We start from the raw sequence: 21,883 nt of genomic DNA on the forward strand, positions 1-21,883 counted from the left end.
CGCGCCGCGGGGCCCTGCCTTCATGCGCCGCACCGTCCTGCGCGCGCTCATCCGCCTGGTCGGGCCGCTGCTGCTCGTCCTCGTCGTCGTGCGCATGGACGACCGGGACGCGGTGCTCGGCGCGGTCGCCTCGGCCTCGGCCGCCCCGCTCGCGCTCGCTGCGGCGCTGAACGTCCTCAACATCCACCTCAAGGTCGTCCGCTGGGACGCGCTGCTCCGCGCCCGCGACATCCATTACCCCCTCCGCCGCGCCTGGAGCGCGTACCTGACGTCGCTCTACGTCGGCATGCTGACGCCGGGGCGGGTCGGCGACGTGCTCCGGATCCGCTACCTGCGCCACGACCTCGGCGTGCCCTACGCGGAGGGGCTGGCCACCGTCGTGATGGACAGGCTGTGCGATCTGTACGTGCTCGCCGCGTTCGTCGCCGTCGGCGTCGCCCGCTACAGCGCGGTCATCGCCGGCCGCCTCGCGTGGCTGACGTGGGGCGGCATCGCGCTCACGGTCCTCGCGCCGCTCGCGGTGCTCATCCCGGGGCTCGCCGAGCGGGTGCTGCTCGCTGTGTCGCGCCGGCTCGTGAAGGAGCCAGCGCAGAGCGCGGAGCCCGGCGCGGCGAGCCGCTTCCTCGTGGCGCTGCGGGCCCACGTCGGGCGCGGGCTCCTCTTCACGCTGCCGGTCACCGTGGCGACGTTCGTCGTCAACTTCGTGCAGGGCTACCTGATCGCGAGGGCGCTCGGCATCCCGCTGTCGCTGTTCGACGTCACCTGCCTGCTCGCCATCGCAAACCTGCTCGGCCTCCTGCCGATCTCGATCGCGGGCGTCGGCGTCCGGGAGCTCTTCTTCTCGCTCGTGTTCCCCTCGCTCGGCTTCAGCGCCGAGCACGGCGTGAGCTTCGGCCTCCTCGTCTTCGCCGTCATCTACCTCGTCGTCGTGGCGCTCGGCTTCGTGAGCTGGCAGGTCGCCCCCCCGCCGAGCGCCCCCGAGGCCGCGCCGGCGGGCACCGCCCAGCCCTAGGCCGCGCCGGCCGGCACCGTCCACCAGCCCCGGGCGCCGGGGCCGCGCGTCACCGCGCGGCGCTCATCGAGAACAGCGTCTTCATCGTCATGGGCTCGAAGGGCCGCACCCGCGTGGCGGCGGCGCGGAACGCCTCGGTCACGCACTCGCCGACCTCGGTCCCCTCGTACGGCGTGCCGTCCAGCGACACCTCGGCGCGGCCGCTCCGCAGGAAGGTCACGGTCACGGTCCCGTCCCCGCTCGGGCCGTCCGGCTGCCAGCAGCGCTGCGCGCGGTGGCTCCCGCGCTCGAGCGCCGCGGCCGCGTCCGTGGCCAGGCGGAGGTGCTCCGAGATGCCCCTGCTCGCCCCGGGATCGAGCCCGTCGTAGCCGAGCGGCGACACCTCGACCGAGGCGGGATACGCCGCGCTCCGCTGCGGGCAGTGCGAGGGGCGCACCATCGCGTAGCCGGTCGCGGAGGCGAAGCCGCACACCGCGAGCGCCACCAGGAGGGCGCGCTGCCCGCCGCCCCGGCCGTGAGGCCCATCGAACGGGCCGTCGTCGCCCGATCCGCCGCGCAGCCGCTCGACCTCGGCCCGGATCTCTGCGATCTCCGCGTCCCGGGCGGCCAGCGCCGCGTCCCGCTCCTTCACCTTGGCTTCGAGGGTTTCGATGCGCGCGCGAGCCGCATCGAGATGATCCCGGTAGTGCGACATGGGGCCATTCTACCGCGCCACGCGCGCGGCGCCCTGCCCTTCCCGCGCCCGGGGCGCCGTTCCTTGACAGCGGGGGGTAGGGTCAAGTAGCCGAGGACCCGCCTCTCCCATGCTAGAGACCCCCCGCACCAGGCTGAGCAGCGCGCTCGCGAAGCTCGACGGCGCCATCGAGCGGCTCGCGCGCGCCGCCTTGACCCTGGCGCCGTGGCCGATCCTCTACGGCATGAGCATCGCCGTGACGGCCTGGGTGTTCACCCACCCGAGCCGCCTCGCCCCGCTTGACACGAACAAGCTGAACGAGCTGGAGCGCCGCTGGATGGCCGGCGGCGCCGGCGCCGCCATCGTCGGGGTCGGGCTCGCCTACTTCGCCGTGATGCTGGCGCGGCGGTCCCTGACCCGCTCGTGGGCCTTCGTGAACACCGTGGGCCGCCTCAACCGCGCCCTGGTCCCCCTGCTCGCGCTCCCGTTCGTCGCCGCGCTCAAGCTCCCGAACATCGAGAAGGACAGCCCGAAGACCGCGATCTTCTTCGCCGCCGTCGCCGCCGCGCTGGTGGGCGCGGGCGTCTACGCCTGGGGCCTCAGCGCGATCCCCCACGCCGCGCGCGAGCTCGACGACGCCCCCGCGCGCGCCGAGGACGATCGCTCCGCCGCGCTGGCGAGGGCCGGGCGGTGGCTCGCGCCGCTCGCCCTGGCCGCCCTGTGGGCGGGCTACGGCATCTTCTTCTCCCGGCTCGCGATCACCAACCACCACGCGCTCCACACGCGGACGCCGGACCTCGGGTACTACGACAACATCTTCTACCAGTCGATCCACGGCCGTCCGCTCGGCTGCTCCTGGCTCAGGGCCGGCTACCACGGCTCGGCGCACTTCGACCCGATCCTCGTCCTGCTCTCGCCGCTCTACCTCATCTACCCGAGGGCGGAGTTCCTCCTCGTGCTCCAGTCCGTGTGGCTCGGCGCCGGCGTCGTCCCCGTCTACCTGCTCGCGCGCGACAAGCTCGAGCACCGCGGCAAGGCGCTCCTGCTCGCCGCCGTCTGGGCCCTTTACCCGGCCCTGCACGGCGCGAACATGTACGAGTTCCACTCCCTCGCGCTGATCTCGCCGCTCGTCGTCTGGCTCCTCTACTTCTACGAGACAGGCAGGGACAGGCTGTACTGGACCACCCTCGCCGCGCTGCTGCTCTGCCGCGAGGACGTCTCCCTGCTGATGTGCTTCATCGGGCTCTACGCCATCTTCGACCGGCGCGCGGGCAGGACGCGCCTCGGCTGGGTGACCATCGCGACGAGCCTCGTCTACTTCGTCATCGTGAAGCTGTTCTTCATGACGTCGGCCGGCATCATCATGTCGGGCAAGGACGCGTACTCGTTCGCCTACTACTACGAGGAGCTCATGCCGAACCGGAGCGGTCTCGGCGGCCTCGTCATCTCGCTCCTCACGAACCCCGTCTTCGCCCTCAAGGTCATGCTGGAGGAGCCGAAGATCCTCTTCCTGCTCCAGCTCTTCGTCCCCCTCTGCTTCCTGCCCTTCTTCGCCCGGCCCGGGCGCTGGATGCTCGCCTACGGGCTCCTGTTCTGCCTGCTCGCCTCGCGCGACGCTGTCTTCTCGATCCACTTCCAGTACTCGTCGATCCTCTTCCCCATCGCCTTCGCGCTGACGCCGATCGCGCTCAGGGGCGCCGCGGACTCGGCGCCGGCCGCCTACCTCGGGCTCGACGGGCGGCGCCTGTCGCGCGCGCTGCTCGCGGCGATGCTCGTGGCGAGCGCGCTCGTGTCGTGGAAGTTCGGCGGCTTCATCGAGAACGCCTCGTTCAGGGGCGGCTTCTCCCGCGTCGCGCGCAAGCTCACGCCGGACCAGGAGGCGACCTACGCGTGGGTGACGAAGCAGGTCGAGGCGATCCCGCCCGGCGCGATCGTGGGCGCGACGAGCAAGATGGGGCCGCACGTGTCGAACCGGAAGGAAGCCTATTTCTACCCGGGGGACCGCGCCGCGCTCGCCCAGTACGTGCTGCTCGACGAGGCGGAGCTCAAGGGCAAGGACCTGGAGCGCCACAACGCGGCGGTGAAGCGCGGCGAGCTCATGGAGGTCGACCGGCTGAAGAAGATGGCGCTGTTCAAGCGCGTGAAGCCGGCGGCGAAGGAGCCGCCGCCACCGCCGGACAAGGGCGAAGAGCCCACTACCCGGGAGCCGGCGCCGGAGCTACGAAAGCTGAACAAGAAGCCGGGCGCCGCGCCGCCCGACCCCACCAGCACCGCGGAGCAAGATGAAGACCCTCCTCCTGGCCCATGACTTTGACGAGACGTCCGAGCTCGCCCTCGACACGGCGCTCGAGCTCGCCCGCAAGCTCTCCGCGAAGATCGTCGTGACGCACGTGTACAGCGTGCCTCTCTACACCTTCCCGGAAGGCTCGGCGCTGATCCCCTCGGCCGAGGACGCCGCGCGCCTCGCCGAGGCGGCGCAGCGCAGCCTCGATCAGGTGCTCGAGCGCCGGCGCGCCTCGGCCGACGTCGAGATGTCGGGCGTGCTGCGCTCCGGCGTCCCCGACGAGGAGATCTGCCGTCTCGCGGAGGAGATCGGCGCCGACATGATCGTGATCGGGACGCACGCGCGCGGGGCGGTCGCGCGAGCGCTGGTCGGCAGCGTGGCGCAGCGGGTGGTGCGCTCGGCGAAGGTCCCGGTCCTGACGATCCGCGGCCCGCAGCCCGAAGGCTGACGCGGCGCCGCGCGGCGCCCGAGCGCTCCACCGACGCTCGGGAGCTTCCTGATATGTAATGGAAATTTCCTTACCCGCGGTCAAATGCGTCCTGCTGCGGGCGCGAAACCTCGTTGAAACTTTGGGCACGTTACCCCCGTGCCATGAAGATCGACACTGGGGATACGGCCTGGCTCCTCGCATCGACAGCCCTCGTCCTTTTCATGACGCCGGGCCTCGCCCTGTTCTACGGCGGCATGGTGCGCCGCAAGAACGTGCTGGCGACGCTCATGCACTCGTTCGCCGCGCTGGCGGTGATCTCGGTGCAGTGGGTGGCCCTCGGGTACTCGCTCTCGTTCGGCGCGTCGCACGGGGGGCTCATCGGCGGGTTCGAGTATGTCGGGCTGCAGGGGCTCGCGTCCGTGGAGCGCGGCACGGTGCCGCACCTCGCGTTCGTGGCGTTCCAGATGATGTTCGCGGTGATCACGCCCGCGCTCATCGCGGGGGCGTTCGCCGAGCGCATGCGGTTCCCGGCGTATCTGGTCTTCATCCTGCTCTGGTCCACGCTCGTCTATGATCCGGTCGCCCACTGGGTGTGGGCGGAGAAGGGCTGGCTCTACGAGATGGGCGCGCTCGATTTCGCGGGCGGCACCGTGGTGCACCTCGCCGCGGGCATCTCGGCGCTCGTGTGCGCGCTCGTGCTGGGCCGGCGCTCCGGGTACCCGCACGAGCGGCACGTGCCGCACAACCTGACGATGACCCTGACGGGCACGGGCATCCTCTGGTTCGGCTGGTTCGGCTTCAACGCGGGCAGCGCGCTCACCTCGGGCGGGCTCGCCTCGCTCGCGCTGCTCGACACGCACGTCGCCGCGGCGGCGGGCGGCGCCGCGTGGCTCTTCGTCGAGTGGGCGCAGCGGGGCAAGCCGACCGCCCTCGGCATCGCCTCCGGCATCGTGGCCGGGCTCGTCGGCATCACGCCCGCGGCCGGGTTCGTCGCGCCCTGGGCCGCGGTCGTGATCGGCCTGCTCGCGGGCACGGTCTGCTACTTCGCGGTCGTCTCGAAGGAGCGCCTCCGCTACGACGACTCGCTCGACGCGTTCGGCGTGCACGGCGTGGGCGGCCTGCTCGGCGCGATCCTCACCGGCGTCTTCGCCGAGAAGGCCCTGAACGAGGCCGGCCGCGACGGCGTGATCGCCGGCAACCCGGGTCAGATGGTCCCGCAGCTCGCCGGCATCGTGGCCGTGGGGCTGTACGCCGGGATCGTGACCTTCGTGCTCCTCAAGCTGGTCGACAAGGTGATCGGCCTGCGCGTGGCCGAGAGCGACGAGCGCGAGGGCCTCGACGCCACCGAGCACGGCGAGACCGGCTACGCGCTGTAGTTCCACGGCGAGGCAACCACAGACCCCCAGATCGTCCAGGGCTCCGGCCGCGCTCGCTCTCCTGGTAAGGAAAGGTACGCGCCGCCGGGGCGCCGTCGTGGTTGCCTCCACCCGGGCGCACCGCTAGAGCGACAGACGGTTCGAACCGCCAGGGCGCGAAGAGCGCCAGGAGACGTCGAAGATCTCTTGGCGCTCTCGGCGTCCTGGCGTTTCTCCCTTCGAACCGATCGGTGCTCCAGCTTGCGCCGAACCTTTCCCCTGGGCGCGCGCCGCGAGCGAGCGCCCCGTCATCACGGAGCAGACAGGCATGAGCGGCCATTCCAAGTGGGCCACCATCAAGCGGAAGAAGGGCGCGCTCGACGCGAAGCGCGGCAAGCTCTTCACGAAGCTCATCAAGGAGATCACCGTCGCGTCGCGCATGGGCGGCGGAGACCCGAACGGCAACCCGCGCCTCCGCAAGGCGGTCAACGACGCCAAGGGCCAGGCGATGCCCGCCGACACGATCAAGCGCGCCATCCAGCGCGGCACCGGCGAGATCGAGGGCGCGAACTACGAGGAGATCCTCTACGAAGGCACGGGCCCCGGCGGCACGCTCTTCCTCTGCGAGGCGATGACCGACAACCGGAACCGCACCGTCGCCGAGATCCGGAAGATCTTCGAGAAGAACAACGGGCAGCTCGGCGCCGGCGGCTCCGCGCAGTGGGCCTTCGAGCGCAAGGGGATCATCCTCATCGCGAAGGACGCGGCGACCGAAGATCAGCTCATGGACATCGCCGTGGGCGCAGGCGCCGACGACTACAGCGACCAGGGCGAGGAGTGGCAGGTGCTCTCCAGCGTCGACATGATGGAGACCGTCATGAAGGCGCTCGAGGACGCGAAGATCGCGGTGAAGTCGAACACCGCCGGCTACGTCCCCAAGAACAAGAAAGAGGTCGCGGGCCGCGACGCCGAGGTCTGTCTCAACCTCGTCGACACGCTCGACGATCACGACGACGTGCAGAACGTGTACGCCGACTTCGACGTGCCCGACGAGGAGCTCGCGAAGCTCGAGGGCTGATCCCCGGCGCCGCGGAGATGACAGCGCCCGTCACGGGCGCCAGATCGGGAAGCTCACGATCGCCCACGAGAAGAACGCGTGGGCGAAGAGCGCCGGTGGCAGGCGCCCGGTCCGGTGCACCACGCGCCCCCACACGATCGAGCAGCCGAAGCCCGCCGCGACGAGCAGCGGGTTCGGCCCGGCGGCCGGATCGCCGAGCAGGAACAGCGTGGGGAGGTGCGCGGCCGCGAACAGCGCGCTCGAGAGCAGCCAGGCAGCCCCCTGGCCGAGCGGCCCCTCGAGCGCGCGCATCACGAGCCCGCGCCAGACGAGCTCCTCCAGCGCCGCCACCACGAACACCATCGCGCCGGCGAACACGCGCGCGTCGGCCGAAGGGTCGCCGAGCTGGAGGTACAGGCGAAGGAGCCACGCCTCGCGCGGCGAGCCGCGCGGGGCGACCGCCATCTGCACCGCCATGGCGGCGCCGTAGAGCGCCACGGCGACGAGCGCGCCGCGCGCGAGGTCGCCCGACAGGGGGCGGAGCGCGGCGCGGAGCTCGCCGCGCCGGCGGAGCCACACCCCAGCGGCCACCGCGAGGAGGACGTAGAGGGCGCCGACGGGCGCGAGCATGCCGAGCGCGCCCGCGCGCTCGGGGTCGAACGCGAGCGAGACGGCGAGCGCGACGCCGGCGGTGACCGCCGCGGCGATGAGCGCGGCCTCGCGGCGCGAGGCCCGCGGCGGCTCGCGCGGATCGGTCGACCGCGAGTCGCCCGATGAGGCCGGGGCAGCCGGAGGGGCCACGGACGGCGGGGGCACGGCGTCCGCGCCGACGTCGCCCGGGATCATCGCGCGCACAGCTGCAGGACCCTGTCGAGGATGCGGTCCGCGAGCACGGGCTTGGGCAAGACGCCGAGCGCGTCGGCCGCGTCGCGGGTCACGAGCGTCGCGCGGTTGTCGTCCCTGCCGAACGAGTCCGCCGCGTGGTTGGCGACGATCATGTCGACGCGCTTGCTCGCGAGCTTGTGCCGGGCATAGGCGATCACCCCCTCGTCGGTGGCGGTCTCGACGGCGAACCCGACGAGCGCCGGCGGCCGCGAGCCGTCAGCGCGCGCCTCCCCGGCGAGGCCGGCGCGCGCGGCGCCTACCTCGGCGAGCAGGTCGGGGTTCGGGACGAGCGGCAGCGTGGCGAGATCGGGGGTGCGCTTCAGCTTGGTCGCGTGCTGCTCGGCCGGGCGGTAGTCGGAGACGGCGGCCGTCATGATCAACGCGTCCGCGCCGCGCAGATCCTCGCCGAGCGCCTGCCAGAGCGCGGCGCGCATCGAGAGCGCGCCGCGCACGTCCACGCGCCGCGCGCCGGGCGGCGTGGCGAGCGACACGGGCCCGGCGATGAGCGTGACCTCCGCGCCACGAAGCGCGGCCCGATCGGCGATGGCGAAGCCCATCTTGCCGGTCGACCGGTTGCCGAGGAAGCGCACGGGATCGAGGTCCTCGAGCGTGGGCCCCGCGGTGACGACGACGCGGAGCCCGGCGAGATCGCGCGGGGCGAGCCGCGAGAAGGCCGCGGCCGCGATCGCCGCGGGCTCGGCCATGCGCCCGAGGCCGCGCTCGCCCGAGGCGACCTCGCCGAAGACCGGGCCGACGAGCTGCACGCGCCCATCGGCCTCGAGCGTGGCGACGTTCCGCGCCGTCGCGGGGTGAGCCCACATGCGCGGGTGCATCGCGGGCGCGGCGAGCACCGGCCCCTTCGCGCACAGGGCGAGCGCCGCCACGAGGTCGTCGGCGCGCCCCGCGGCGAGCCGGGCGAGCAGGTCGGCGGTCGCGGGGACGAGGAGCACGAGGTCCGCCTCGGCGGCGAGCGCGATGTGCAGCTCGCCCGCGAAGGCCGGGTCCCACATCGTGTCGCGCACCGGCTCGCCGCAGAGCCCGCTGAGCGTCATGGGCCCCAGGAACTGCTGCGCCGCGCGCGTCATGATCGGCAGCACGCGCGCGCCGCCCTGGATCAGGAGACGAGCGACCTCGGCGGCCTTGTAGGCGGCGATGCTGCCAGAGACGGCGAGCGCGACGGTCGGCCGCGCGCCGGCCGAGGTGGAGCCGGCAGCGGGTGGCGCGGGGGCGCTCGGGCGAGGCGCGGGAGGTGACGGAGTTCGGCCGGACATGGCGCAGGAGCCAACGTGGGTCGGGGATCCGCTCCGCGGTCCCTTGCGAACTGGTCGGGGATCCGCTTCCGCGGTCCCTTACGAACTGGTCGGGGATCCGCTTCCGCGGTCCCCGACGCCCCACCGTGGCATGAAAACGGGCGGTCGTACACGCTGCGCCGTGGGCGGATGCTAGCCTCGTGAGGTGCGCTCTTTCGATCGGCCCCGGGGCCGCGTCCCGGCGGGCTCCGAGCAGCTCATCACGGTGGCGACCTACAGCGAGTCCGTCGAGGCGCAGATGGGACGCTCGGCCCTGTCCGCTCACGGCATCCGCGCCTTCATCGCCGATGAGCACGTGGCGACGCTGACCCCCCACTACATCGGCAGGTCCCTCGGAATCCGACTCCAGGTGCCGCGCTCAGATCTGGAGCGAGCGGCCGAGATCCTGAAGCCGCCGGCCATCGACGACGATCGAGAGATCGAGGAAGAGGACGACGCAGACGAGCTCGACGGGCCCAAGTGCCCGGCGTGCGGGGCGCGCTACGCTTACCGCGAGTGGGCGCTGAGTCAGGTCCTCGTCATCATCGCGCTGCTCGGGTTGCCGCTGCTCGTGATGAAGAAGCGCTGGCACTGCCGCAAGTGCGACACCTTCTGGGCGCCTGAAGCGACCGCGCCGAGGGTAGGTAACCCCTACCGCGCGCCGCGCGGGGCGGCGCTGCGGGCGAAGAGCTAGCGCCGGTCGCGCGGCGCGGCAGCGCTGGAGAGGCCGCCCGCCAGCGTCGCCCGATCAGCCGTCGTCCTCGGCCTTCTTCCGGCGCCGCTTCTTGTTCGTGCCGTCCTTCGTCTCGTCGGCCGCGGGGTCCTTCTGGCTGCGGGACTCTCGTCGCGCCTTGCTCTCGGCCGCAGGCTCGCTCGCGCGCTGCACGATGTCGGCGCCCTCTGCGGGCGCGGCGTCCTCGCCCCGCGCGCGGGCGCCCTCCTTCTCCGCTTCGGCGCGCTCGTCCCCCTTCGCGCGGAAGGTGCCGAACCCCGCGCGCTCGGTCCAGCCACGCTCGCCAGTGAGCCCCGGCTCGCGGCTCTCGACGGTGCCGCCGCCCGGCTCGGGCCCGGTCACGCCGGGCGTGCGGACGTCCGGGCCCTGCGTGACGACGAGGTACTCGTCGGCCGCGTACTCGGGGTGGTTGTCGTCGGCCGCCTTGATCTCCAGATCGCGCGGGCCGCTCCCGACGTGGATGATCTGCGTGGTCGGCGGGTAGCTGTCGCTCCACTTCTCGCGCACCGCATAGGCGCCGTCGCGGACGACCCGCGAGCTCGTCGTCCTGAAGCCGGGGATGCCGCGCTGGGCGAGCGCACGCTTCCCCTCGGGCAGCTTCGGCGTCGGGCGCTCCAGCTCCTCGAACGGGATGACCTCGTCGATGCGACGGAAGTACGTGACCGTGAGCTTGCGCGAGGGCCCGAGGATCTCGGCGCGGACGACGCCGCCGGCCACCGTCTCGTGGAGCACGATCGGGAAGTCGAACGGGTTCCTGAAACGGTAGTTGATGGTCGGGTAGACGACGGTCGCGTCGAGGCCGAGCTTGATGTAGTAGCTCGGGCGGGAGTGCGGGTAGCGCTCGACGATCTCGAGCCCCGCGAAGAACGCGGCGCCGTGGAGCGTGCCCGAGATCTGGCAGGTCCCGCCGCCGAGCCCGTCGACGAGCTCTCCCTGGGCGATGACCGGGGCGACGCGGTAGCCGTGCGCCTCGTCGCGCGGGCCGACCGTCCCGTTGAAGTCGAAGATCTCGCCCGGCATGACGACCACGCCGTCGAGCTTCGATGCGGCCAGCCTGAGGTTGTACGTCCGCTCCCTGGACCTCGCCCCGGTCGCGTAGCGCGTCTCGAAGTAGCCGAGCACCTGATCGAACTTGACGTTGCCGAGCTGCTCCGCGACGAGCTTCGGCGCGATCGTCTCGACGCTGGCCAGCGCCGTGTCCTCGCCCGCCCGCAGGGCAGCGTCGATCCGCGCGAGGGTGCCGTAGACGTCCAGCCGATAGCCGATCTTCTCGGGCTTGAGCTGCCTCGCCTCGAGGTCGACGTAGGCGTCGACCGCGGGCGCGTCGAGCTCGACCTTCAGGTCGAGCAGCTTGCTGATCGCCCGCTCGGAGTCGAGGAGGAGCGGGATCGGGATGTCGAGCGGCGCATCCTCGTCCTTCCGCTCGTGCGCGCGGCGGAGCGCGCTCTCCGGGCGGAGCGCCTCGCGGACGAACTCGGCGAGGCGGACCCGGTTGATCTCGACGCCGAGATCGTTGCGGCGGAGCGCGCGCGCGGAGCCGTCAGGGAGCACGATCCGGATCTCCCCGGTGGCGTAGCGGCGCACGAGATCGAGCGCGTTCGCCACGACGTCGCCGCCCGCCGGCACCGGCACCTCCGCGACGCGGAGGACCGGCGGCGGCTTCGGGCCGTCGTCCGGCGGCGGCGGCAGCACGAGGTAGGTGATGACCAGGCCGCTCGTGACGAAGATCGCCACCAGCGCGGCGAACCGCCAGAGCTCCGGCGAGCGGCGAAGATCCATGCGAGGGCGGGCATCTTGAAAAGCCTTCCCCGAGCCGTCAAGCAAACGCCGCGGCGGCGCCAGCCTACGGGTCAGCGCTCCGGGAGCGGCGCGGGGCCTTCGAGGCGGCGCGCGCGGCCCTGAGGAGCGGCTCCTCGATGGAGCCCGCCCGGGAAACGAGCAGCGAGCCCCGCTCGCGCGGCGCGCCTCGGCGCAGCGCGGAGCCGAGGAGGTACGCGCCCGCGAGCGCCGCGAGCACCGCGAGACAGACGGCCGCGACGGGGACGAGCCAGCGCCGCGGCGGCTGAGCAGGCGGAGGGACGCTGCGCGGCGCGCTCGCTTCGCGCTCCACGATCGCGCGCCCGGGACGGGCGACGGCCTGAGGCGAGCTCGGCCGGGGGGGCGGATAGTCGTGGTCGGCCGAGCGCTCGCGCGCGATCTGCATGGCCTCCTGGATCGCGACGCGCCGCCGCTCGCCGCGCGGGCCGAGCATCTGCTGCATCAGCGCAGCGAGCTCATCGGGCGTGGCGAGCGGCGCCGTCGGCGCCAGCTGCTCGATCGCGCGGCGCAGCTCGGCCATCGTGGCGAAGCGCTCATCCCTCGACTTCGCGAGCGCCCTCATGAGGATGCGATCGACGCTCTCCGGCAGCGAGGGGGCGAGGGTCCGCGCCGGCTCGACCGCGGCCTTGTCGCAGATGCGGCGCACCGTCGCCGGCTCGTTCTCGGCGAGGAACGGGTGCTTGCCCGTCACGAGCTGGTAGAAGACGATCCCGAGCGTGAAGACGTCGGTGCGCCGATCGATCGGCTCGCTGCCCGCCTGCTCCGGCGACATGTACGCGTACTTGCCCTTCACCTGCCCGACCTGGGTGCGCTGCAGGTTCGAGGCGGCCTTGGCCACGCCGAAGTCGAGGATCTTCACCGCCCCGTCGTAGCCGACCAGGATGTTTTGCGGCGAGACGTCGCGGTGAACGAGGCCGACGAGCTTGCCGTCGCGGCCGCGCAGCTCGTGCGCCGCATGCAGGCCGAGGGCCGCCTCGGCCACGATGCGGAGCGCGATGGGGAGCGGCACGCCGCCGCGCGCCTTGCTCTCGCGGAGAACGAGGTTGAGCGGCTCACCGTCGATGAGCTCCATCACCTGATAGAGGACGCCGTCCTCCTCGCCCACATCGATGGTCTCGGCGACGTTCGGGTGGTGGATCTGCGAGACCAGGGTGGCCTCGTCCAGGAACATCGCCTCGAAGTCGGGGTCGTCGCTCAGCTCGGCGCGCAGCAGCTTGACGGCGACGATCCTCGGGAGCTGGCCGCTCGTTCGAGCGGCCCACACCGAGGCCATGCCCCCGAGCGCAATAGGGACGAGGAGCTCATAGCGACCGAGCGTATGGCCAGCGCGTACTTCTCCCATGGTGCTCACGTGCCGCGTAGCCCCGGCGAGGGAGGCAATCCCCACCGGGAATCGAGCCTTCCGAGCGCGGCCTCATGAGGACGGGTCAGCAAATTGCGCTCGGTGTATGAGGTGTAGCTCTTGATCGAAGATCGACATCGGGCGCCCGGATCGCGGCCGGGCGCCCGATGTTCGGATCGTCGCAGAGAACGCCTTGGCGCTCAACCCGGAACGCTATTCAGTCACAGCGTGATCTTTCACCGGTCCGCGCCGGATCGGCGGGCACGCTCGCGTCCGCCGCGTGAGCCCCGAGGCCCGGAGGGCTCGCCACTGCCCTCGGCCGGCGCGTCGACCTGCGAGGGCTCGGGAGACGGGATGACCTTACGCAGCGCGGACAGATGGCGCTTGGTGACGCCTGTCACCGCCAGGATCTGAGCGTCGGTCGCGCGACGCACTCCCTCCAGGGAGCCGAGCTCCCGGAGGAGCGCCGTCCTTACCGCGCTGCCGAGCCCCGGGATGTCCTCGATCTCCGAGCGGAGGCGCCGCGCCTTGCCGAGCCGCTTGCGCGCGTGGTTGGCGAAGCGGTGCGCCTCGTCGCGCGCACGCGCCAGGAAGAAGAGGGCGGAGCTCGTCGAGCGGAGCGGGATACCGTTCTTCTGGCCAGGAAGGTAGACGCGGTCGACGAGCTTCTCGCCGGTCTGCGTCTCCCGTTCCTTCGCGAGGCCCACGATCGGGAGGTCGTGCAGCCCGAGATCGCGCGCCGCGGACAGCGCGACCTGAAGCTGGCCGCGGCCGCCGTCGACCACGAGCAGATCCGGCAGATCCCACTCGGCTCCACCGGACTGCGCGCTCTTCGGCGCCTCCTGCGCTGGGCCGGCAGCCTCCCGCGCGGCCGTCGCGGTCACCTCTGCAGTCGCCGCCTCCGGCGGAGCATCGCTCGCTGTCGCCAGGCCCGCTTCCTCCTCAACCACGTCGCCCCCGGGCGCGTCGATCTCGGGCGCGTCGTCCTCTACTGCGTCGTCCTCTACCGCGTCGTCCTCTACCGCGTCGCTCTCCAGCGCGTCGCTCTCCAGCGCGTCGCCCTCTGTCACGTCGCTCTCTGCCAGCTCGCCCTCTACCGCGTCGCTCTCCAGCGCGTCGCCCTCTGTCACGTCGCTCTCTGCCAGCTCGCCCTCTACCGCGTCGCTCTCTGTCATGTCGCTCGCGGTCGCCTCGGAGATGCCGAGGGCAGCGGCCTCGCTGTCCGCGACGGGCTGCGGGCTCGCCGGCCGGGCGGCCTTGCCGCGACGAAAACGGCGCGCGAGCACCTCGTACATGGCAGCGTAGTCGTCCCCGTCGGCCACGCTCTTCACGTTGAAGCTGCGGTAGCGCTTCTTGTCCGGCTGGCCATCGAGGAGCGCCACGATCGAGCCCACGGTGTCGCCGCCGCCGAGATGCGAGATGTCGCAGCACTCGATGCGACGCGGGAGCGTCGGGAGGCGGAGGCGCTCCCTGAGCTCCTCGAGCCGGGCCTCGAGATCGTCGGAGCTCCTCTGCTTTTCCCGGAACGCGTGAGCTGCGTTCTCGCTCGCCATCTTGAGCAGATCCACGCGAGGACCGCGCTGAGGAACGAAGAGCGCCACCTTGCGGCCGCGCCGATCGCCGAGCCACTCCGCCACGCCCTCTGCGCCGTCGGGCAACACCGGCACGAGGACCTCATCGGGGATCGTCGTGGACGCGACGCCATAGTACTCGTTCAGGAAGCCGCCGAGCACCTCGTCGTCCGGCAGCTCCATGTTGCGGAGCGAGAAGGACAGCGTGTCTGTCACGCGCCCCTGGCGCACCAGGATCACCTCGACCTCCACGAGCGTCCCCTCGCGGTAGATGCCCACCACGTCTTGATCGACGTCTTTCACATAGACGACGCGCTGGGCCTCCCGCACCGTCTCGACCGCCCGGAGCTGATCGCGGTAGATGGCGGCGCGCTCGAACTCGAGCTCCCGCGACGCGTCCCGCATTCGCGCGGTGAGCTCGCCCGTGAGCTCGTCGTGGCGCCCTTCGAGGAAGAGCGCGACCGAGCGGACCATCTCCGAATAGAGCTCCCGGTCCACATCCATCACGCAGGGCGCGAGGCAACGCTTGATCTGGTACTGCAGGCAAGGGCGGCGGCGCGACGCCATCTCGGCATCGGAGCAGGTGCGGAGCTGGAAGTGCTTGTTGACCAGGTGGAGCGTCCGCCGCGCGCTCGTCGCCGAGTGGTAGGGGCCGAAATACCGGGCCTTGTCCGGGGCGGGACGGCGGACCGTCTCGAGCATCGGCCACTCCTTCTGCGTGTCGAGCTTGAGGCAGAGGAAGTCCTTGTCGTCGCGCAGCTTGACGTTGAACCGCGGCTTGTGCTGCTTGACGAGCTCGTTCTCGAGTACGGCCGCTTCCTTCTCGGTGGCCGTCACCACCGTCTCCAGATCGGCCACGATTTTCCGGAGTATCGGGATGAAGTAGCGGGCGTCGCTCCCGCTCTCCTGAAAGTAGCTCCGGACGCGCGAGCGCAGGCTCTTCGCCTTGCCGACGTAGACGACGGCGCCGGTCTTGTCGATGAAGAGGTAGCAGCCCGGCTTGGTCGGGAGCGACGCGAGCTTGGCTGCGACGAGGGCTTCGGGATCCTGCTTGGCGCTCGGGTTGACCACGGCCGGAACGATCTAGAAGTCGCGCGCGCCGGCAGCAAGCGCCCCGATCACGGCGCCTCCCGCAGAGAGGCCGCCGCGGCCCGCGCCGGCTCTCTTTCACGTCTCGAAAGCGCCCTCATGGGACGCGCGCGGCGCTGCTCGCCACCGAAGCAGAGGCGGAACGCCCAGGTCGAGATCTCGAGCGGGTCGCCCGGCCCGACCGCGACGTCCCCCCGGAGTCACCGCTGGCGAGCTCGCTCGCTGTCTCGGCGTCCGAGGCGATCACCGGATCGCAGGGTGGGCTCCTTCCTCCATGGAGAGCAGGGCGGCGCGGACGCGAGGTCGACGCGAAGAAAGGTGACACGCGGCTTGCTGGCATGACCGGTCGCTGCGCCTCGGGTCGACGCCCTGGGGGCGAGACGACGGCGGCTCTGGCCCTGCGCGCACGCGCGCCGCCGGCGCGAACATACGCGCATCGCCAAACGCTTCGCAGCGCGCGGCGCATGCGGGCGCGCTGCTCTCATGACCAGCGCTCGCCGCGACACCGAGGTGTGGCGCGAACGGCGGAGGGACTGTGGCCGACACGACAGGCGCGCCGCGGAGCTCGTCGAGCTCCACCGGCGTGAGCGCGCCCGAGCGGCTCGGCGCGATGAGCGCGCGGCCTCACCGGGGCACGCTCACGGCGGCCAGCGGCGCGGCGCCGTTGCCTGCGCGTGCGGTGAGGCCATCCTGATCACGCAGGTGTCGCCCTCGCGTGTCTCGCCATCGGCCGTCCGGTGGGCGGCGGAGACGACTGCGGAGATGGCTCACCGCGATCAACGCGCCGCGCGGTGGTCCTCGATCGGGGAGTGGGCACGGCAGGGTCTTCGCAGGAGGAGGCGTGGGGTGTCGGGCGTTCCCGCCTCGTGGGCGATCGCCTCTTCGCCTCGGTCGCAATCCGGCGCGACTCGTCGTCGCGCCATCGCGCCCAGTCCGTCTGGAGCTTCTTGGCCTTGAGAAAGGCCGCCCGCTGGAGAGCGAGGTTGCCCATACCGGCCACCCGCTGTCCGCTTGTCCTTGCCGTAGCTGCGCTTCGGGTTCTCCCCGCTAGCCACTTTCAGCCCGCCGGGCGCCACGGTGACGGGCATCTGGCTGGGAGAGCGGACCGGCCGGAGCTCCATCGTTACCGCGCACCCTCTAATCAGGTTGCCTGAACCCGAAAGGACTTGTATGGTCGTAACACCACCAGCGACTGCCCGTTCGATACCCGGGTCCTGTGGCCAGAAGGCATCGGCGGACTGAGCCTGCGGCACCACCGGCCTCGTATCTGGTTCCCGTTCGCTGCCGTCCAGGTGGGCCACCGCGCCTGGTGTCGGGTAGACCCCGAGGTTGGAGTGCGCGTCGAGCATCCGAGGAGTGACGAACTGTCCAGCAGCGTCCACCACCACCGCCCCGCCCTGGGGTTCGATGTCGCCTCCGGCGGCGGCGGCGAGCTTCGCCCGCAGTCGCAGGGGCGAACCGCGGACGAGCGTCACCCTGGTGCCCAGCGCGAGTGTCACCCGGCGAGTCAGGATCGGCGGCTGAGCAGGAGCGGCGGCCTCGTGACCTCCCGCGGGCGGACTTCCGGCTTGCCAGGGCGGCCGCCGGAGCTCGGACGCGACCAGGGGTTTGGGCGACACGGTCGCAGGCTGGGCAGCTCCAGCACAGCCGCAAAAAGATGCAGCCAGGCACAAGGCGACGTGGCCTGGGGGGTGCAGTCTCGGTGGGCCGAGTGGGCCGAGTGGGCTGGGTGGTCGCGTACGGCTCGGGACGTCGCCTCGATCCGCCAGGGGGATGTCCTGGCAGGTGGGAGCGGCAGCCCTCATGAAGCCAACAGCGCCGCAGGGCGGCTCGGCGGCCGACACGTTGCGGTCGATCCCGGAGAACAGCGCGGCCACGAGACGAAAGCTCGGGCATACGGATACGCCGCCGGGGCGGGGCGGAATGCAGAAGTGAAAGGTTCTAGCCTCCGTTCCAGCCCACCGGGGATGGACTGGAGCGGCGACCTCGGCCATGACACTTTTTCTCATCGAGGTCGACTCGCCGGGGGGGCCAGGCTCCTCCACGCGCCCTCGGGTCGGGCGCGCGACGCGGCCGCGGCGCGGTGGGTCGCTTGTGTCCGGAGCACAGGAAAGCAAATCTTCGTGGGAATGTCGCTGGCTCCCCTCGGTTACGGGGCTGGCCCAGGGAGCCCGCGGAGCGGCGCAGAGAAGAGCACGGCGCTGTCCATCGCACCCTTGCTCGGTTTGGGCAGAGCCTGGCTTCGCGGAGCGACGCCACCTGGCCTGGCTGCGCCGGGTCTGGCCACCGAGCTTGGCTGCCCCGCGCAGGGCCATCGGGCCTGGCGCCGCTCCGCGACGCGCGACGCCAGAGGAGCAGCGTCGCTCCCCGACGTCACAGGGAGGAGCGGTGGCTGGAGTCCGGCTCGACCGGTCGCCCCAGCACGTCATGACCGGACGGGGACCTCGCCAGCTCGGGTTCCCGACCCATGTTGAGAAGACACCTCTCGAATTATTTTCAAGCAAGACGCTGATCAGCAGTTGACAACTCTAGCTATTCATGGGACGCGAGATCCAATGAGCAACGTCGAACAAGAAATCAGAAGCCACGTTGATGCATTTGTCTCCCAGCTGAGCGGACTTGTCCGCAAAGCGGCTCTCGAAGCGGTCGCCGACGCGCTTCGGGGGGAGGGCCAGCCGGTCGCTGCCGCCGCCGCGCCGCGCAAGGCAGGTCGGGCCAAGGCCGCTCCTCAGCAGCCCGCGGAGGTCAAGAAGGCGGCAGGGCGCCCTGCCCGCGCAGCGAAACCCACCCGCAAGAAGGGCGAGAAGCGCTCGAAGGAAGAGCTCGCCGCGATGACGCAGAAGGTCCTGGAGCACATCCGGGCCAACAGCGGCCACGGCGTGGAGCAGATCGCCAAGGATCTGGGCACCACGACGAAGGAGCTGACCCTGCCGATTCGGAAGCTGCTCGTCGAGAAGAAGATCACGTCGAAAGGAGAGAAGCGGGCTACCAAGTACTTTTCCCGCTAAAGCCGGCGCCAGCCTCCGCCAGGCGGGTCCACCCGCGCCAGCCGAGGTCGACGTCCAGCCTGCCTCCAAGCCCAGCTGGGGAGATCGCGGCGAGCCGGGATCTCTCCAGGCAGGCGTGGACACGTCGCACATCGGAGCGGAGCAAGCTCCGCTGCCGTACACGCCTCAGGACACCCCTCAGGCAGACTTCCCCAGCAATGTCTCCTCCACGTAGCACGGTGGAGACATCAGCTCGCGCTATCTATCGGTCCTTGCCCGACCGCTGGTGAGCAGCCCGACCCGGCGATACGACGTCGGCTGCTCTCGGCGGTCTTTGGGCGCACGGTCCGCTCCGGTGCCCAGGACGCTGCCTTACCCCGATGTCACGCCCGCCGTGCTCCTGTCGTCCTTGGATGGCTGCAGGGAGACGGAGGGTCCCATGCAGCCCAGCCCCCAACATGTCGTGGGCCGACATCGAGGGACCACCATATCTAGCTACCTGGCGCTGTAGCGTGGTCGAGAGTGCCAACCGGGCAGAGCACGATCGGCGCTGCGAGCGTGCGTGGCTTCCGTGAGCGCTTGGCGCGCCCCGCGCCCATCGCCAACCTTCCCTGAGCGAGCGCGCCCTGGAGCAACGCCGCGCGCTGGCGCGATCCTGGAAGCCAACCTACCTGCACGGACGTCTGAACAGGACGCCCCAGGCGGATATTGCTGCCTTACAGTGCTGGCGAGCCCGGCATTTGCTCAGCGCAGTCCCCCGAACGCCTCTCGCCCAGGCGCGTGAGCGCTCTCCCGATACGGCCCGCTAGCGCCCCCCGCCGAAGGCTTGAGAGCTTTCCGGATGGCACCTCGAGCTCTCGGCCATCGTTGTTCGAGAAGGGTGCGCGGGCAGCCAGAGCCGTCGCCAGCGTCGCCCGCCTCAAGCATGGTCTATGCCATCAAAGGTCGCTCGACGGGACACGACGGCTCATGGAGTGAAGGGGCTCCACGAGACCAGACGTCACCGCGCTGGACAGGTTCTGACCATCCATGGTGGTGGACCGATTCGATACACACCCGGCAGAGCCCGCACGCTGGATCCGACCTCCCAGCGACGGTCGCTGAGGGCGCCGCGCCGAAGGCGCATGAGGGGGGATTGCCGAGAGAGGCGCGACTTGGGCTCAGCTCCGGGCTCGGGTCCCGACGATGAGGACATTCGAGAACGGCGTTTTCCCCCAGGCTGGCCTCGTCTCGCAGGAGAAGCCGAGCTGCTCGAGGAGCGCCACGATCTCCCGGGCAGGGCGGAAGCGCACACGCTCGCCCCGGTTGAACCGGAGCGCGGTGAAGATGCGCTCCTCGAGGAGCGTGACCGAGCTCCTCAAGCCGCGCTCGGTGTCCGCCTCGCGGACGAGCAGGCGCCCTCCTGGGCGGACCGCGACCGCCGCCCGCCGCAGGATCGCGTCCTGCTCCTCGACGCGGAAGTAGTGGAGCAGGTCGATGAGCAGCACGGTGTCCGCCTCTCCCAGCTCCGCCTCGCGCGCGTCGGCACACCAGAACTCCGCGGGCAGCGCGGAGGCGACACGCGGCCCGTCGGACCGACCGGGCGACCCGGACGACAGCGGCAGCGCCGCGCCGGATCCCCCGCTGCTCGCGCGGAGCGCGTCGTCGATCTTGGCTCGATCCCAGTCGAACCCGCGCACGCGCGCGGCCCTCCCGAGCTCGAGCAGGAGAATCGGCAGCTGGCCAGCCCCGGTCCCTATATCGAGGACCTCCCCCAGCGCGGCCGGGCGGTCGCCGGCGATGTCAGCAATCAGCCGCGCGACGGGATCGCCGAGGAGCTTGAAGCGAACATAGTGAAAGCGCGTGCGCTGCGCCGGCGTGGCGCCCTCAGGCGGGCTGTACCTCGCCGCGACCCGCTCGACCGCGTGGACCCACGGCGGCGCGCTCTCGGGGAGCCGATACGGCTCGATCTTGCTGCTCTGCAGCGACGGGGCTCGGCGCCGCTTCAGCGCGACCATGGCGAAGATCAGGCCGCCGCCGACGGCGGCGAGCGCGATCCCGACCACGGGCGCGCCGAGGAACATGTACTCGGGGAACTCGGACAGCGCTTGCGCCCAGCTCATCTTCTCATGGAGCCGCAGCCAGCTGCCCGTGCGGAGGTACGCCCCGACCTGGACCTCGGCGGTGAGCAGCGCTGGCGCGAACAAGGGGTTGGAGATGTTCGCGGCGACCCAGGCAATCGCCGCGTCGAGGCGGAACCACAGGCAGAGGAGGAGGACGAGCGGCGTGTGGCAACCGAAGATCGGCTGCGAGCCGATGAACAGGCCGATCGCCACCGCCACAGCCGTGCGCCCGGCGGACAGCTCGCTGCCGCGGAGCTCACGCCACGCGCGGCGCACCTCCTCGCGGAGCGGAGAGTATTTCGCCAACGTTCAGGAGTCGCCTTCCCGTGCAGCGTGATCTGGGTCCTCCGCTGCATCGGATGTCGCCGTGGACAGGAGGTCGGTCACCTCCGTGGGGGTCGCCTCGTCGAGCACGTCCCAGGTCGCGTTTCTCACGGTGGACGGCGGCGTCGACTCGCGTGGCGCGCCATCCTTGGTGCGCGGGTTCCGCTGCGCCTCGACCATGCGAAGGTACATCTTGGCCGTCATGTTGTCGGGATCGATCGCGAGCGCCTCGCGCCACTCGGCGATCGCCTGATCGGACGCGCCGAGGGAGAGCAGCGCGATCCCGAGCAGCACGCGCGCAGGCGCGTACTTCGGGTTCGCGTCGCGCGCCGCCGCGTAGTGCTCGCGAGCGAGCCCCATATTGCCAGCCTCGCGGTACATCGTCCCGAGGCGCAGCTGGAGATCCGCGAACGTCGGGCACAGCGCCACGGCCCGCTTGAGCTCGGCGATCGCCTCCTGCATGCACCCGACCTCGGCATAGGCCCTCGCGATGTTCGCGTGCATGTTGGCGAGCTTGCCGCGCGCGAACGGATCGAGGAGGCCGCCCTCGCCATCGCCGCGGCGGATGCGCGAGTAGACCTGTCGCGCCGCTTCGTATTTGCCGAGGTCGTTGTAGGTGACGGCGAGGTTCAGCAGCGCTTCCGTGTAGTGCTCGTTCAGCTGCACCGCGCGCTCGAAGTGGGCCTCGGCCGCGAGGAAGTCTCCTCGCTCGTGGAGGATGACACCAAGCATGTTGAACACGTCCGCGAAGCGGTCGGTCTTCTCGAGGATCTGCCGCAGAGCGTGCTCGGCGAGATCATACTCGCGCCGTTCGTAGTGCTCCCTGCCGAGAACCAGAAGCTGCTTCAGCCGGTCGTCCATGAGGCCCGCCAGCTTACGCGACCGGCGTACGATGCGGTCGCGTCTTCCGCGCGCCCCCCGCGGCGGGCCGG

Annotated in this window: 15 protein-coding genes; 7 read left to right on the forward strand and 8 right to left on the reverse strand. The window is 71.3% G+C overall.

Annotated features, from left to right (window positions below; translation table 11 throughout):
• Positions 1-22 precede the first annotated feature (22 nt).
• On the forward strand, positions 23-1,012 hold the full coding sequence (locus WME89_RS44695) for a lysylphosphatidylglycerol synthase transmembrane domain-containing protein (RefSeq protein ID WP_438005665.1): 990 nt from the start codon (positions 23-25) through the stop codon (positions 1,010-1,012).
• Positions 1,013-1,061: 49 nt separating this feature from the next.
• Here WME89_RS44695 and WME89_RS44700 read toward each other — a convergent pair whose 3' ends face one another.
• Positions 1,062-1,706: a hypothetical protein gene (locus WME89_RS44700; RefSeq protein WP_438005666.1), complete on the reverse strand. Its 645-nt coding sequence runs from the start codon at positions 1,704-1,706 to the stop codon at positions 1,062-1,064.
• Positions 1,707-1,815: 109 nt separating this feature from the next.
• Here WME89_RS44700 and WME89_RS44705 point away from each other — a divergent pair, with 109 nt between their 5' ends.
• From WME89_RS44705 to WME89_RS44720, 4 genes are all read left to right on the forward strand, one after another.
• Complete coding sequence (locus WME89_RS44705) at positions 1,816-3,993, forward strand: DUF2079 domain-containing protein (RefSeq protein WP_438005667.1); 2,178 nt, start codon at positions 1,816-1,818, stop codon at positions 3,991-3,993.
• Positions 3,968-4,417, forward strand: a complete 450-nt coding sequence (locus WME89_RS44710; RefSeq protein ID WP_438005668.1) for a universal stress protein — start codon at positions 3,968-3,970, stop codon at positions 4,415-4,417. Before WME89_RS44705 ends, WME89_RS44710 begins: the two co-directional genes overlap by 26 nt.
• 143 nt (positions 4,418-4,560) lie before the next feature.
• Complete coding sequence (locus WME89_RS44715) at positions 4,561-5,775, forward strand: ammonium transporter (protein ID WP_438005669.1); 1,215 nt, start codon at positions 4,561-4,563, stop codon at positions 5,773-5,775.
• A gap of 307 nt (positions 5,776-6,082) precedes the next feature.
• Positions 6,083-6,832 carry a YebC/PmpR family DNA-binding transcriptional regulator gene (locus WME89_RS44720; protein WP_437925976.1) on the forward strand — a complete coding sequence of 250 codons (750 nt, stop codon included), beginning with the start codon at positions 6,083-6,085 and terminating at the stop codon, positions 6,830-6,832.
• 30 nt (positions 6,833-6,862) lie between these two features.
• Here the strand turns inward: WME89_RS44720 and WME89_RS44725 are convergent, their stop codons facing one another.
• The gene (locus WME89_RS44725) at positions 6,863-7,657 is read right to left on the reverse strand and encodes a CPBP family intramembrane glutamic endopeptidase (RefSeq protein ID WP_438005670.1); all 795 of its coding nucleotides are present in this window, start codon (positions 7,655-7,657) and stop codon (positions 6,863-6,865) included.
• Positions 7,654-8,967, reverse strand: coding sequence for a bifunctional phosphopantothenoylcysteine decarboxylase/phosphopantothenate--cysteine ligase CoaBC (coaBC, locus tag WME89_RS44730; protein WP_438005671.1), 1,314 nt, complete (start codon positions 8,965-8,967; stop codon positions 7,654-7,656). Before coaBC ends, WME89_RS44725 begins: the two co-directional genes overlap by 4 nt.
• A 184-nt stretch (positions 8,968-9,151) precedes the next feature.
• On the opposite strand from coaBC, the gene WME89_RS44735 reads away from it, so the two are divergent.
• Positions 9,152-9,679, forward strand: a complete 528-nt coding sequence (locus WME89_RS44735) for a putative signal transducing protein (RefSeq protein ID WP_438005672.1) — start codon at positions 9,152-9,154, stop codon at positions 9,677-9,679.
• A gap of 54 nt (positions 9,680-9,733) precedes the next feature.
• On the opposite strand, the gene WME89_RS44740 is transcribed toward WME89_RS44735, so the two are convergent.
• From WME89_RS44740 to uvrC, 3 genes are all read right to left on the reverse strand, one after another.
• Positions 9,734-11,497 (reverse strand): VanW family protein, encoded by a 1,764-nt coding sequence (locus WME89_RS44740; protein ID WP_438005673.1) that lies wholly within the window; start codon positions 11,495-11,497, stop codon positions 9,734-9,736.
• 64 nt (positions 11,498-11,561) lie between these two features.
• The gene (locus WME89_RS44745) at positions 11,562-12,878 is read right to left on the reverse strand and encodes a protein kinase domain-containing protein (RefSeq protein ID WP_438005674.1); all 1,317 of its coding nucleotides are present in this window, start codon (positions 12,876-12,878) and stop codon (positions 11,562-11,564) included.
• 236 nt (positions 12,879-13,114) lie between these two features.
• Complete coding sequence (gene uvrC, locus WME89_RS44750; RefSeq protein WP_438005675.1) at positions 13,115-15,520, reverse strand: excinuclease ABC subunit UvrC; 2,406 nt, start codon at positions 15,518-15,520, stop codon at positions 13,115-13,117.
• 2,573 nt (positions 15,521-18,093) lie between these two features.
• On the opposite strand from uvrC, the gene WME89_RS44755 reads away from it, so the two are divergent.
• Complete coding sequence (locus tag WME89_RS44755) at positions 18,094-18,546, forward strand: DNA-binding protein (protein ID WP_437620945.1); 453 nt, start codon at positions 18,094-18,096, stop codon at positions 18,544-18,546.
• Between the two features lie 1,139 nt (positions 18,547-19,685).
• Here the strand turns inward: WME89_RS44755 and WME89_RS44760 are convergent.
• Positions 19,686-20,933: a DUF2062 domain-containing protein gene (locus WME89_RS44760; RefSeq protein WP_438005676.1), complete on the reverse strand. Its 1,248-nt coding sequence runs from the start codon at positions 20,931-20,933 to the stop codon at positions 19,686-19,688.
• 3 nt (positions 20,934-20,936) lie between these two features.
• Entirely contained in the window at positions 20,937-21,812 is an 876-nt protein-coding gene (locus tag WME89_RS44765; protein WP_438005677.1) for a tetratricopeptide repeat protein, read from the reverse strand.
• Positions 21,813-21,883: the final 71 nt, after the last annotated feature.

The organism is Sorangium sp. So ce321, from assembly GCF_051530195.1.
Classification (GTDB): Bacteria; Myxococcota_A; Polyangia; order Polyangiales; family Polyangiaceae; genus Sorangium.